General features: G+C 58.2%; 18 protein-coding genes and 2 pseudogenes. 18 read left to right on the top strand and 2 right to left on the bottom strand.

The genetic code is table 11. From position 1 onward, the window contains the following. The first annotated feature begins 156 nt into the window (after positions 1 to 156). The 8 genes and pseudogenes from AB1462_RS01090 to AB1462_RS01055 all read left to right on the top strand — a co-directional run bounded on the left by AB1462_RS01090 (position 157) and on the right by AB1462_RS01055 (position 5041). Positions 157 to 900: an XRE family transcriptional regulator gene (locus AB1462_RS01090; protein WP_186731501.1), complete on the top strand. Its 744-nt coding sequence runs from the start codon at positions 157 to 159 to the stop codon at positions 898 to 900. Positions 901 to 1496: 596 nt separating this feature from the next. After that, on the top strand, positions 1497 to 1841 hold the full coding sequence (locus AB1462_RS01085; RefSeq protein WP_012722501.1) for a phage holin family protein: 345 nt from the start codon (positions 1497 to 1499) through the stop codon (positions 1839 to 1841). 20 nt (positions 1842 to 1861) lie between these two features. Then, positions 1862 to 2377 (top strand): hypothetical protein, encoded by a 516-nt coding sequence (locus AB1462_RS01080; protein ID WP_367245996.1) that lies wholly within the window; start codon positions 1862 to 1864, stop codon positions 2375 to 2377. A gap of 3 nt (positions 2378 to 2380) precedes the next feature. Continuing rightward, a complete protein-coding gene (locus AB1462_RS01075; RefSeq protein WP_367245995.1) occupies positions 2381 to 2992 on the top strand; it encodes a phage baseplate assembly protein V in 612 nt (203 codons plus the stop codon). 9 nt (positions 2993 to 3001) lie between these two features. Next, the gene (locus AB1462_RS01070; protein WP_367245994.1) at positions 3002 to 3334 is read left to right on the top strand and encodes a phage baseplate protein; all 333 of its coding nucleotides are present in this window, start codon (positions 3002 to 3004) and stop codon (positions 3332 to 3334) included. Continuing rightward, positions 3331 to 3502: pseudogene (locus AB1462_RS01065) on the top strand (baseplate J protein); the annotation flags it as partial. The gene AB1462_RS01070 and the pseudogene AB1462_RS01065, both read left to right, overlap by 4 nt. A gap of 379 nt (positions 3503 to 3881) precedes the next feature. After that, on the top strand, positions 3882 to 4067 hold the full coding sequence (locus AB1462_RS01060; protein ID WP_090408730.1) for a Com family DNA-binding transcriptional regulator: 186 nt from the start codon (positions 3882 to 3884) through the stop codon (positions 4065 to 4067). A gap of 11 nt (positions 4068 to 4078) precedes the next feature. Further along, positions 4079 to 5041: a hypothetical protein gene (locus AB1462_RS01055; protein ID WP_090408727.1), complete on the top strand. Its 963-nt coding sequence runs from the start codon at positions 4079 to 4081 to the stop codon at positions 5039 to 5041. Between the two features lie 288 nt (positions 5042 to 5329). On the opposite strand, the gene AB1462_RS01050 is transcribed toward AB1462_RS01055, so the two are convergent. Then, entirely contained in the window at positions 5330 to 5662 is a 333-nt protein-coding gene (locus tag AB1462_RS01050) for a hypothetical protein (protein WP_090408723.1), read from the bottom strand. 209 nt (positions 5663 to 5871) lie between these two features. Here AB1462_RS01050 and AB1462_RS01045 point away from each other — a divergent pair. From AB1462_RS01045 to recX, 10 genes and pseudogenes are all read left to right on the top strand, one after another. Next, a pseudogene (locus tag AB1462_RS01045) lies at positions 5872 to 5970 on the top strand (chemotaxis protein); the annotation flags it as partial. A 7-nt stretch (positions 5971 to 5977) separates the two neighbouring features. Further along, positions 5978 to 6346, top strand: a complete 369-nt coding sequence (locus AB1462_RS01040; protein WP_244176416.1) for a hypothetical protein — start codon at positions 5978 to 5980, stop codon at positions 6344 to 6346. Further along, positions 6346 to 6729 (top strand): phage tail protein, encoded by a 384-nt coding sequence (locus AB1462_RS01035; RefSeq protein WP_090408720.1) that lies wholly within the window; start codon positions 6346 to 6348, stop codon positions 6727 to 6729. The genes AB1462_RS01040 and AB1462_RS01035 overlap by 1 nt, the downstream gene beginning before the upstream one ends. Continuing rightward, a complete protein-coding gene (locus AB1462_RS01030) occupies positions 6722 to 6934 on the top strand; it encodes a tail protein X (protein ID WP_259192833.1) in 213 nt (70 codons plus the stop codon). Before AB1462_RS01035 ends, AB1462_RS01030 begins: the two co-directional genes overlap by 8 nt. Positions 6935 to 6943: 9 nt before the next feature. After that, a complete protein-coding gene (locus tag AB1462_RS01025; protein WP_090408715.1) occupies positions 6944 to 7954 on the top strand; it encodes a contractile injection system protein, VgrG/Pvc8 family in 1011 nt (336 codons plus the stop codon). A gap of 22 nt (positions 7955 to 7976) precedes the next feature. Further along, positions 7977 to 8534, top strand: a complete 558-nt coding sequence (locus tag AB1462_RS01020; protein WP_367245992.1) for a glycoside hydrolase family 19 protein — start codon at positions 7977 to 7979, stop codon at positions 8532 to 8534. Next, a complete protein-coding gene (locus AB1462_RS01015) occupies positions 8522 to 9022 on the top strand; it encodes a lysis protein (protein WP_259192831.1) in 501 nt (166 codons plus the stop codon). The genes AB1462_RS01020 and AB1462_RS01015 overlap by 13 nt, the downstream gene beginning before the upstream one ends. A gap of 80 nt (positions 9023 to 9102) precedes the next feature. Beyond that, complete coding sequence (locus AB1462_RS01010; RefSeq protein ID WP_090408704.1) at positions 9103 to 9603, top strand: CinA family protein; 501 nt, start codon at positions 9103 to 9105, stop codon at positions 9601 to 9603. Positions 9604 to 9686: 83 nt separating this feature from the next. Next, the gene (recA, locus tag AB1462_RS01005; RefSeq protein WP_048720087.1) at positions 9687 to 10745 is read left to right on the top strand and encodes a recombinase RecA; all 1059 of its coding nucleotides are present in this window, start codon (positions 9687 to 9689) and stop codon (positions 10743 to 10745) included. 8 nt (positions 10746 to 10753) lie between these two features. Continuing rightward, positions 10754 to 11221, top strand: a complete 468-nt coding sequence (recX, locus tag AB1462_RS01000; protein ID WP_090408701.1) for a recombination regulator RecX — start codon at positions 10754 to 10756, stop codon at positions 11219 to 11221. Positions 11222 to 11443: 222 nt separating this feature from the next. On the opposite strand, the gene AB1462_RS00995 is transcribed toward recX, so the two are convergent. Then, on the bottom strand, positions 11444 to 12556 hold the full coding sequence (locus AB1462_RS00995) for a TIGR00730 family Rossman fold protein (RefSeq protein WP_090408698.1): 1113 nt from the start codon (positions 12554 to 12556) through the stop codon (positions 11444 to 11446). Positions 12557 to 12842 lie beyond the last annotated feature (286 nt).

Here is a 12842-nt window from a genome sequence, read left to right as displayed (position 1 = left end):
CTTCAAATTGGCTAAAGGAGGCTCTTGGCCCGGCATGTTTTGTGATGGCGGCAAGGTTAGCACGCAAGGTTGAAGGCGACGCAGGCATAGCAAATACATTATTAATGCATGAATTATGCAAATTAGCATTTGCCAACCCCGAAAACTCCCGTCACTATCGCCTTTATGCAAAAACGCAACGTTTCTATTGTCTTAAGAGAACTGCTGGACCGCGACCGGATCTCCCCCACGGAGCTTCACCGGCGTACTGGCGTGCCTCAATCCACGTTGTCCCGGATCCTCAGCGGCAAGATTGTCGATCCGTCGGATAAACACATCTCGCGCATCGCCGAGTACTTCCGCGTCAGCACCGACCAACTGCGCGGGCGTGCGGCGGTGGGGGCTTTGCGCGATGACGGGCGCGACCCGATGCATTCGGAACTCAAGGATATAAGCCTGTGGGACGACGACACCCCCGTTAATGATGACGAGGTGTCGATCCCCTTTCTGCGCGAGGTTGAATTGGCTGCTGGATCAGGAAGATTCGTCATCGAGGAAAGCGAGAAGGCCAGCCTGCGTTTTGGAAAGCGCAGCCTGCGGCATAACGGTGTGCAGTTCGACCAGGCCAAGTGTGTGACGGTACGCGGCAACAGTATGTTGCCGGTATTGCGCGACGGCGCGACGGTCGGCGTGAATGCTGGCAAAAGTGGCATCGGCGACATCGTCGATGGCGACTTGTATGCCATCAATCACAATGGCCAACTGCGGGTGAAACAGCTCTATCGCCTGCCTTCCGGTATTCGCCTGCGCAGTTTCAATCGCGATGAACACCCGGATGAGGATTACAGCTTCCAGGATATTCAGGATGAGCAGATCAGCATCCTTGGCCATGTGTTCTGGTGGGGTATGTACGCCCGTTAACCTTCTTGCGTAAGAGAAAGCCCGCCATCGAGCGGGCTTTTTTTCGTCTGTAGAAAATCGTCAAACCCTTTGCCCGCAAAGCCTGAAATGCATTAGCGCATGTGTATGGTAAAAATAAATGCATTTGTGCATTGACTGTATATGCATACATGCATATCCTTCATCTCAAGCCAGCCAACAAGGCCTGGTGGAGGCGGCAAGGACGCTGCCAAGGAAGACAAGGAAGGCACGCAATATCGGCAAGGACGCCATCAGGGTGATGGCAGGGATGCCAGGCAACACCGGCAAGGATGCCGACGCTCTTTAGTGACACCGCTTCAGCAACAGGCAGCGATGAACCGGCCTTAACGGTTCAGAGGGTTGGCAACTGACCCGGGTGTGCAGCGTAAAGCACCAGAAGCAGTTATCCGGCAGACAGGGATCGTGGTCGGAAAAACATTGAGGAAAGATCCGTACCGCGCCAGTAGCGCCGAAAGATCGAATCTGGACCGCATTACTGAAAAGCCCGGGCGACCGGGCTTTTTGGAATGCCTACCTATAAAGGGATTTACCCAACACCGGCATTCAGCCGGCATTGCTCAGCCAGGAGGCGTGACATGACAAACGAGCAGCAAGCGTTAGCGGAAATGCCTATCTGGCTGGTGATCGTACTGGCCCTGATCGGCGGCGTATCCGGCGAAATGTGGCGCGCCGACAAGGAGGGCGCCCGCGGTTGGTCGCTGGTCCGGCGCCTGGCCCTGCGGTCCGGGGCATGCATGGTCTGCGGGGTCTCGGCATTGATGCTGTGCTACGCCGCCGGCATGTCGATCTGGACCGCCGGCGCCATTGGTTGCCTGACGGCCATGGCCGGCGCGGATGTCGCCATCGGCCTGTATGAACGCTGGGCGGCCAAGCGTATCGGGGTCAACGAAGCTCCGACGTCCCGCCCGGATCAGCAGTAACTGCCGCAAGGACGCAACTGATGACACTTATCGAAAAACCATCCCAACTGCTTGTAGCGATTGAGGACGCGCTGAAGCGTGCCTTCCCACAATTACAGGTAGGCAATCACCAGGACTTTGCCGGCACCGGGGATCATACCGGTGTGCTGATCAGGGTGGAACGCAACGGCCCCGGGGTTCGTTCTCCAGAAGGGCGCAAGGCACATGTCTTGTCGGTTTCACTCAGGGCAACGGTCGCCAGCGGGGCGGCACCTTTTGACGCGTGCGACCTGGCCAGCCAATTGATGGACCTGGCCCTGGATAACCGCTGGGGCCTGCCGCCGGATCAGTGCGATTTGCCCACGGCCGTCGTTGCGGCGCCTTCCGGACTTTCCAGCGCCGAAACGGACTACGACACCTGGACCGTTTCCTTCACCCAAACCCTCTATCTCGGCCCGTCGTTGCTCCAAGATCCCACAGGTACACCGCTGTTTGCCCGCACCTGGGAAGTCTCGGACATCGACGATCCGGATCAATATCGGCCCCTGCAGGAGTAGTCCATGTTCGACGCATTGTTACGCATGCAATTGGGGCCGATTGTCGAGCGCCTGACGGAAATGGAAGCCCAGCTCGAAGACCTGTATCGACGCGCAGAAAGTTTCTGCCGCATTGGTGTGTGCCAGGAGGTCGACGCTGCCAGCAATACCTGCAAGGTCAGCCATGGTGAGCTGCTCACCCCGGCGATTCGGTTCTTCAACCCCAGCGCCGGTGCGCAGACCGAAACCCGTATTCCATCGGTGGGCGAACAATGCCTGCTGCTCAACTACGGCGGTGGGGAAGGGGGCACGCAGTCTGTGGCGCTGTTCGGGCTGAACAGTAGTCTGTTTCCACCGGTGTCCAGCGTGGCCTCGCTGACCCGGCGGCGCCATCAGGATGGCACCCAAAGTGACTACGACGACGCCAGCCACACCTTCAACTGGATCAACGGCCCAACCACGTTCAGCGGTTCTCGCGAACAGGTCGACATCAAGGTCGGCGCTGCCAGCCTGACCATGAGCGCCCAGAGCATCACCCTGCAACTCGGCGCCACCGGCCTCTCGCTGGATGCCGCCGGCGTTCATTTGAGCGGCCCGGTGGTGGATCACCAGGGGCGCGTGATCAGCAGCGCATAAGGATTTGCCATGATCGGAATCGATAGGAACACCGGGGCCGCCGTCGATGACTGGCTGCAATTCGTACAGCGTGTCACCCGAGCGCTGACTACCCCCTTAGGCACTCGTCAGAAGCGCCCGTTGTACGGCTCGATGATCCCGCAACTGCTCGGCCAGAACCTCGGCGACGACGTGTTGATCCTCGCCCAAAGCCACGCCGCGCAAGCGTTCTACAACACCCAGAACGGCATCGCCGACTTCCAACCCCAGGTCATCGTCGCCACCCGCCAGGGCGCAGGTTTATTGCTGCGTTTTGCCGGCACTTGGAAAAACCGCCAACAATCCTTCGAGGTCGTGACATGAGCATGCTGATCCCAGGCCAGAACCAACTGGCGGAGCCGGCGATTATCGCGGTCGATGAATTCGAACCACTGCTGGCGGAGTTCAAGGCGTTTGTCGTCGACTACGTCGCCACCCGTGCGCCGCAAAGCGCGGCCAGACTCAATCGACAACGAAAGCGGACTGCTGACCCAAGCGGCCGCGCAGCAACTGCTGCAAACCTACGCCGACTCCTGCCCTTGCTTGGACGGCCGCGTGAACCCAAGTTGGATCGACTATGCGTTCCACAGCGCCGGTGCGCGCAACTGCAGATACTCGAGCCCTTGAGGCCGATCATGATGATTCACAAAAAACGGCCATTGTGTCGGATTTTTTGTGCCCGGAAGAAAGCAAAAAGCCCCGACAAGTTCAGGGCTTTTTGTTGAGATCGAAAAAAGAGAGGGCGACTCCAGAGGGTGCACTAACACCCTAAGGAGACGCCAGATCGCAGATCTAGCCTGCAAGCCAGCCAGGGCCCTCACTGCTCGCGCGAGCGGGACGGAGCCTAGCAGATAAATAAACGGACTTGCAGATGTTGAAAGAATTCAGATGCGGTAACTGCAAAAGACTTCTCGCCCGTACGGGTGGGTTTACAGAGCTCCAGATCAAATGTTCCCGATGCGGGACGTTGAATCATGGGAAGGCCACGAGCCTCGAGCAATCGCCCATGAGCGCCATACGCCCAATACAGAGGCCTGAACTTAAATCAGCTAAGTAACGGAGTTTAAAATGGAAAACGTAAATTCGGCGTCTCAAACCTTGCAAGATCTTTGGACCCAAGTGCAACCGGTGGATAACACCGGCATGCTTAGGCGCGTGGTTTTTGGGGACGGCAAGTTTTATGCGGCTGGTGGCAACGGCCTTCCCACAACCACTCAGCTTGTCAGCGGAGGCGCGACTGGTACAACGTGGACCAAGCTTAAGGGCGTCGTCACCTCTGATAGCGGAAAGGTCCTCAACGACCTGTACTGGAATGGTCTTGGGACACAGCTTCAAGCCCTTTCTCAATCCGGCAATGTGGCCTATGGCAGCACAGCACGCCCGGAAAGGGCTTGGACAGACATTACGGCAACTGTTCGCGCGTCCGGAGACTTGCAAGGCATTGTGTATTATCAGCCAATTTCCGGCAGCGACGCGACCTGGATACTGGTTGGGTCTAACGGTAAAGTCTTTTCCCGTTATGGCGATTGGTCAGGCCAGGTGGAGCGCACTACGACCTTCACTTCTGACGAGACTGTGTACTGCGTCAACGTCATTGGCGTTTTTGTGTTGATTGCGGGATCGAATGGGAAGCTGCTTAGCGCTGTGAAGATTGCGACGGGTAATCTGCAATCATTCGCGACCAGAACCAGCACCTTCGGCACTAGCACCATCCTTTCCATGAAGCTTTGCAACGGGAAAATGTTTATCGTTGGTGCGGATGGCAAGATGGCATATTCATCCGATGGGCTTACCTGGACTGCTGTTGGAGATACCAGTTTCGGTGGAACCATCATCCGCGACATTGCTTACGGTAATGGCAAGTATGTAGCTGTCGGCGACGGCGGCAAGACAGCCGTTTCCGAGGATGGGATCGGCTGGGTTCAGCAAGCCAACACTTTCGCAGGAACCGATATCCGGAGCGTCGCCTACGGCAACGGCAATTTTGTAGCTGTTGGTGCAAGCGGCAAGATTGCTTACTGGACTCCATGATCTTCTATCTCCTTGCGTAATAGAGCCCAGCCGTCGCGCTGGGCTTTTTCATTTCTGAGTCAGGCTCGCCACAGCCAGGGTGGCCTTTCGGGGGATGCCTGGACGCGGATAAGCCGGTAGTGCAGCGCTACGGAAAAACACCGGCAGCCCGCGCATCCTGACCTCACCCCCCTTCCAGGGGGGGGGGCGAGACATTACAGGCGAGATCGATGCATTGGGGCGTCGACACTGGGGTTGTCTTTGGCTGATGTCGGGAAAGACCGCTAACCTACTCCTGCCGCAGTGAATTTAGATAATCCGTGCAAAACTTAGTATCGAGGATTTCTTTGCTCGGGCTTCTTGCTCCTTTCCCGATGAGCCAGGAGGACCCAATATTTCGTTTTTTACGCCCTCAAACATCGCGACTAACTCTTCTCGATTTTTCTTCATGCCGCTTTCTTTCATGTAAAGAGCGGTAGTGTTCAGCGACTTTACTATCACAACATGTTCAATATTTGGATCACCGCTCCCCGCCAAGGCGCACCGAATCATTTTTACTGCGTGCGCCTCATGGGTTTCGCACCCCTGCATATTGAGAAGAGCAACAACAGTTAGCGCTGTGAAAACTTTCCCTCTCTTCACGTTGTTCTTCCTGTGCTTGGATAAATATTTAGATTTTCCAGCTGAAGGTACGCTCTACCCGATCCAAATCTACCTTTTCAGGTCTCTGCATTGGTAGGGGCCTTTTCGTTTTCGGCTCCACCACACCCATTGCTCCAAGCTGGGAGTGGTGCTGGGGCTAACTTATTTGTACAGGTCGTACTTCGGCCACCTTTCTCTATGGAGTGGCGATGGATCCTAACGACCTGGGGCCAGGCACGTTCGCGTGGCTTGGCGGTACCGGCACTGTTCTGCTCAGTGGTCTGTTATGGCTGAGAAATTTCTCTTCAAGTCAATGTGGTTCAAGGCGTACGCAGCGGTGGCGTAAACGCCGTCGGCTCAGGCCTCAGCACCGCTGTCGGTGGCGCAATCGGTGGTTTGCTCGGCAGCGAGGCAGGCAGTTGGCTCGGTGACAAACTGTTCGGCTCAACGGATCGCCTGCCTGCACCCAATGCGGTGAGAAAGGAACTCAACGCGGCGCGCACGGATAACGTGCAAGTCACCCTCGCCCCGAGTATCCAGATCACCGGTGTAAACCCCGCCGACGCCCAGCAGGTCGTCAACCAGGTAATCCAAGCCTTGCAGTTCCAATGCATGCCGATGGTCACCGACTCCCTCGGCATCCGACGCAATGCGGCACTGGCCGATTCTCCAGGAGGTGACTGATGCGACAACAAATGGTGCTCGGCGACTTTATCTTTGGCTTGTCCCGAGGATTTGCCTATTCCTCGTTGATCCGTGCCAGCGACGGCGGCTGGAGTGACCTGGCGATTATTGCCAGCAAGTCACAGTCGCGGCAGAGCGGTCAGAAGCTGGAAAAACTTACATTCAGCGGCACGGCCATGTACGGCGTAGGCATGCAGCGCCTGGACGAATTGCGCGCGCTGCAAAATGCGCGGGCGCCGTTACCCCTGGTTGACGGCATCGGCCGTAACTGGGGCTTGTGGCGGATCAATTCGATTGTGGAAACCCAGAGCAATGTCATCGATGACGGCACCGCCATGGTCATGGCCTGGACGCTGGAGTTGGAGGAATTCGCCAATGCGTAGAGTACGAAGTATTGCCGGTGATTCGGTCAACCTATTGCTTTATCGGGAGTTGGGCCGTTGCGATGACGCAGCGGAAGAAACCCTCTGGCGCCTGAACCCCGAGCTTGCCGAATATGGCCCGGTGCTACCGGCCGGCGTGTGGGTGATCGTGCCTGAAATGCACGCTCGGCCGGGTGCTGTGCGACCCGTTTTGGCCTGGGATTAAGGAGGCTGCATGGCACAGGGATTTACGCCTATCGTGGAGTTTTATGGCGCCAACGCGGCGCTGCTCAATCAACGCCTGATGCGCTGGAGCCACACCGACGCGGCGGGCATTGAGACTGACCGGCTGGAGCTGACCCTCAATATCGAGGGGCTGGACGGCCTGCCCACTCTGAACGGCAAGATTGGCTTGCGTGTCGGTTATCTGGAGTCGGGTTTGGTGGAAAAAGGCGAGTTTGTCGTCACCCAACGCACCCCGGTGCTGTTTCCCATGCGCTTGATGATCGTGGCTACCGCAGCGCCCTTCAGCGTGGTCGATGCAACGGGTTACCGCCAGCGTCGATCCGCCAGTTACGGCCCGACAACCCTTGGCGCGCTGTTTCGCCAACTGGTCAGTCGTCACGGCTATTCACCGCGAGTGGCGCCGGCGCTGGAGGGGATTGCGATCACGCATATCGACCAGTCCAACGAAAGTGACATGGCGTTCATTTCGCGTCTTGCCCGACTCTATAGTGCGGTCACCAAACCGTTTAACGAACTCTATGTGTTGGCCGAAGCCGGGCGAGCCAAGTCGCTCTCCGGCCAGTTACTGCCGGAAGTGAAGCTGTCCGTGACGGATGACAACCGCCCCGGTGAACAGAGCTTCATCACCGCCAAACTCGACGAAAAATCCCGCTCGAAATACGAAGGCTGCCGCGCCAGTTGGTGGGATGCCTCCGCTGGCAAGCAGCGCGTAGTCCAGGTGGGGAATGCGCCGTTCAAAACCTTGCGCCAACGCTATCAGAACGAAGCCGAAGCCCGCGCCGTTGCCGAAGGCGAACTGCGCCGTGCGGGGCGTGAAAATTTGAAGTTGCTGATCGATTGCCCGGGCAATCCATTGTTGGCCGCGGAAGGGCTGTTAGTGCTGGATGAGAGCTGGCCGTCCTATATGCAGGGACGATGGTCGATAAAGCAGGTGGTTCATGTCGGCGACCCGGCGACGGGATACCGCAGTTCGATCACGGCGGGTGGGTTGTCGATATAGATACTTTTCGAGAGTAAAACCAATGGTGATAACACTTCCTCAACTGCTTGACGTTATGCCGGATGCCCGCCTTAGAGCGGGCCTTTTTTTAACGCCCTTGAATGCGGCTTTCGTTCGCTTCGAGATTAACCGTGCGAAGCGCATCGCCGCCTTCCTCGCCCAGATCGGCCACGAATCCGGCGAACTGCGTTACGTGCGGGAGCTGGGCCGCGATCACTACCTGAGCAAATACGACACCGGCAGCCTGGCCGCGCGCCTGGGCAATAGCCCCGAAGCGGATGGCGATGGTCCTTTGTACCGGGGGCGGGGGCTGATCCAGATCACCGGTCGGCGCAATTACCTGGCCTGCAGTCAGGCGTTGTTTGGTGATGATCGTCTGTTGCGTGAGCCGATGTTGCTCGAGCAACCCCAATGGGCGGCTGAGTCGGCCGCCTGGTTCTGGCAGAGCAATGGCCTGAATGAACTGGCCGACGAGGACCAGTTCACCACCATTACACGGCGTATCAATGGCGGGCTGAATGGGCTGGAGGACCGCTTGCGGATGTGGGCGCGGGCGAAGGCGGTGCTATGCGTTTCCTAGCGGCCTATCGACTGATCGGCGTTTGCCTGTTGGTGGCGGTGACTTGGCAGGTACAGGCCTGGCGGTTGGGGGCACAGCTTGAGCGCCAGGCTTCTGCCCATGCACAGGCGCTCAGCCAGCAAAGCCAGGCGGCCTTGCATCAACAACAGGCTGAACAGGACAAACGGCTGGCCCTGGAGCAACAGCTCAGTGTCAGCGACCAACACCATGCTCGGGAGTTGAGCGATGCCCAACATAACCAGGCTACTCTGCGCGACCGCCTGGCCACTGCTGATGTGCGGTTGTCAGTCCTTCTCGACGCCACCGAACCCGCCAGTGGCTGTGCAATGCCAACCGCCACCACCGCCGTCAGCGTGGTTCATGCAGCCGCGCGAGCCCGACTTGACCCGGCGCATGCTCAACGAATTATCGGCATCACCGATGCCGGCGATCAAGGACTGATCGCACTGCGCGCTTGCCAGGCGTATGTACGCGCTGTCGCCCGCTAATCTCTTGTTCCAGTCTGTCGCTTGCATGAGCGATTTGCTCCTGTAGGGTAGGCAAACCCCGCCCACTTCTGGAGACCACCGTGAAGGAAATCACTCAACTTGCCGCTGACCTGGGTCGCCGCCTGCAGGTGCTCAATGCCCACGTCACCACGGCCGAATCCTGTACCGGTGGCGGTATCGCCGAGGCCATTACGCGGATCCCGGGGAGTTCGGCCTGGTTCGAGGCGGGGTATGTCACCTATTCCAATCGGCAGAAGACCCGGCAGTTGAATGTGCCTGAAACGCTGTTTGCAAAAGTTGGGGCCGTCAGCCAGGAAGTGGTGGAGGCCATGGTGCGCGGCGCACAGGAGAAAAGCCTGGCGCGCTTTGCCGTGGCGGTCAGCGGTGTGGCGGGGCCGGATGGTGGTTCGGCGGATAAACCGGTGGGTACTGTGTGGCTGGCCTTTGGTGTTGGCGATGAGGTCACGGCCGAGCTTGCGCACTTCCCTGGTAACCGCGATGAGGTCCGCCGACAAACGGTGAAGGCCGCCTTGGAGGGCTTGTTGCGACGAGCTGCAGCAGAAATAGAAAATCAGGGGTAGGCGATCTCTGATCTTTGTGGAACAATACTGTCTACTTATACAGGTGTTGGCCGTCAGGCCTTATTGATTACGTGAGGACTTTAATGGACGACAACAAGAAGAAAGCCTTGGCTGCGGCCCTGGGTCAGATCGAACGTCAATTCGGCAAGGGTGCCGTAATGCGTATGGGCGATCACGACCGTCAGGCGATCCCGGCTATTTCCACTGGCTCTCTGGGGCTGGACATCGCACTCGGCATTGGCGGCCTGCCAAAAGGCCGTATCGTTGAAATCTATGGCCCTGAATCTTCCGGTAAGACCACCCTGACCCTGTCGGTGATTGCCCAGGCGCAAAAAATGGGCGCCACGTGCGCGTTCGTCGACGCCGAGCACGCTCTGGATCCTGAATACGCCGGTAAGCTGGGCGTCAACGTTGACGACCTGCTGGTGTCCCAGCCGGACACCGGTGAGCAAGCCCTGGAAATCACCGACATGCTGGTGCGCTCCAACGCCATCGACGTGATCGTGGTCGACTCCGTGGCAGCCCTGGTACCCAAGGCTGAGATCGAAGGCGAAATGGGCGACATGCACGTGGGCCTGCAAGCCCGCCTGATGTCCCAGGCGCTGCGTAAGATCACCGGTAATATCAAGAACGCCAACTGCCTGGTGATCTTCATCAACCAGATCCGTATGAAGATCGGTGTGATGTTCGGCAGCCCGGAAACCACCACCGGTGGTAACGCGCTGAAGTTCTACGCTTCGGTCCGTCTGGATATCCGCCGTACCGGCGCGGTGAAAGAAGGTGACGAGGTTGTTGGTAGCGAAACCCGCGTCAAGGTCGTGAAGAACAAAGTGGCTCCGCCTTTCCGTCAGGCTGAATTCCAGATTCTCTACGGCAAGGGTATCTACCTGAACGGCGAGATGATCGACCTGGGTGTGCTGCACGGCTTCGTCGAGAAGTCCGGTGCCTGGTATGCGTACAACGGCAGCAAGATCGGTCAGGGCAAGGCCAACTCGGCCAAGTTCCTGGCGGACAACCCGGATATCGCTGCCACGCTTGAGAAGCAGATTCGCGACAAGCTGCTGACCCCGGCGCCAGACGTGAAAGCTGCCGCCAACCGCGAGCCTGTTGAAGAAGTAGAAGAAGCCGACACTGACATCTGAAGCAAACGATGACTGTTGTACTGGATACACTCGTCGCCGTTCGGCGCACCGCAATGGACCTGCTCGCTCGCCGCGAGCATGGTCGAGTCGAGCTGACGCGTAAACTACGTCAGCGCGGCGCGGAACCCGAGATGATCGAAACTGCCCTTGACCGTTTGACGGAAGAAGGGCTGCTTTCGGAATCCCGTTACCTCGAAAGTTTTGTCTCCTACCGAGCCCGTTCCGGCTACGGCCCTGCGCGTATTCGCGAAGAGCTGAGCCAGCGCGGTTTGCAGCGTGCCGATATAGACCTCGCCCTACGTGAGTGCGGTATCAGTTGGCAGTCGCAACTGGAGGACACCTGGCGCCGCAAGTTTGCCGGTCACCTTCCCATTGATGCCAGGGAACGTGCGAAGCAGGGGCGTTTCTTGAGTTATCGCGGTTTTTCGATGGAGATGATCAGCCGCTTACTCAGTGGCCGAGACATGGATGACTGAGCACCTTGTTGTGCCGTGAACGGCCTTGTGAGTGGTGAATGGGCTTGTTGTGTTGTGAATTGGCTTGTTGTGGCGAGCGGGCTTGCCCCGCGCTGGGCTGCGAAGCAGCCCCAATTGCCTCACCCTGGCCCCCCCTGAAACACCAAAACTGAAGCACCCAAAAAAGGCCCGCTATGAAAATAGCGGGCCTTTTTGCGTTTCTGGATTCTGTGTTTCTGGCTTTCACGCCGGCTGCGGCGCTACCCGCTGTTGCGTCTTCCCCTGGGCCTGCGCCCAGTTCTCCGGCAAGTTGATGTAATCCACCAGTTCTCGCAACCGGCCCTGATCGCGGCCATTGAAGTTGAACACCAGCCGCGTCAAATGGCTGAACGTCGGTTCATCATGCTCCTCACCCGTATAGGCGAGCTGCTGGAACTCCCCACTCAGCCGCAGGCTGGCAAATTCACTCTGCAAATGAGCCAGCGCTCGATCGCTGAGCGGGTGATTCATGCGCACCACAAACTCACGTTTCAACCAGCGCGTGGAATGAAAGTTGGCATAGAACTGATTGATCTCTTCCACTGCCTCTTCAGCGCTGTACACCAGGCGCACCAGCTTGAGGTCAGTGGGCAGGATGTAACGATGGGCTTCCAGCTGGCTGCGGATAAAGTCCAAGGCGCCCTGCCAGAAACCGCCACCCGGTGCATCCAGCAACACCACCGGCACCAGCGGACTTTTGCCGGTCTGGATCAGGGTCAATACTTCCAGGGCTTCATCCAGGGTGCCGAAACCACCTGGGCACAGCACCAGCGCATCGGCTTCCTTGACGAAGAACAGCTTGCGGGTAAAGAAGAAGTGGAAGGACAGCAGGTTCTCGGTGCCATCGATAGTCGGGTTGGCATGCTGTTCAAACGGCAGGGTAATGTTGAACCCCAGGCTGTGTTCCAGGCCTGCCCCTTCGTGAGCCGCCGCCATGATGCCGCCGCCGCCACCGGTGATTACCATTAGGTCCGAACGTGCCAGTGCTGCACCTACCTCGCGGGCCAGGGCGTACAGTGGGCTTTCCACTGGCGTGCGTGCCGAGCCGAACACGGTGACCTTGCGGCGCCCCTTGAACTGTTCGAGTACGCGGAAAGCGTGGTCCAGTTCGCGGATGGCTTGCAGGGTGATCTTGGCGTTCCAGCGGTTGCGGTCGTCCTGGGCCATGCGTAGCACGGTCAGGATCATGTCGCGATACAGGGGAATATTCGGGCTGTTGGGGGCTATCTGCTGGAGCTGAGCTTCAACCTGCTGGGTAAGGTCGGCGCCGTTTTCTTCAAAATGCCGGAGCAGGCGGTCATTCGGTTCGTAAGGCATTCAACTTCTCCTTCTTCACAGAGGCTGGGCCAACGGCGAGAGATTCGTCCGGGGGCCGCGACACTGCATGTGTCGCTGCATGCCCAAGGCATTGCACGTGTTCGCCAGGCGGCTAACGGGCTCTGTATGTTCCTTGTGATTTAAAAACCTTTGCACTGCAAGTAGCAGGAGGGCAACCCTCTTTTGCCCTGAAAATGTTACAGGACGGCGAGGAAGCCGTGGTGAACGGGCGGTTGGAATGACTTGATCATGGGCCGAAAAACCCTTGGCTGGCAACCGCTTATTG

This window comes from Pseudomonas sp. SB113, assembly GCF_040754745.1.
GTDB classification, from domain to species: domain Bacteria; phylum Pseudomonadota; class Gammaproteobacteria; order Pseudomonadales; family Pseudomonadaceae; genus Aquipseudomonas; species Aquipseudomonas grimontii.
The sequence above is the reverse complement of the archived record's forward strand: the minus strand, read 5'-3'. Positions and strand labels throughout refer to the sequence as shown.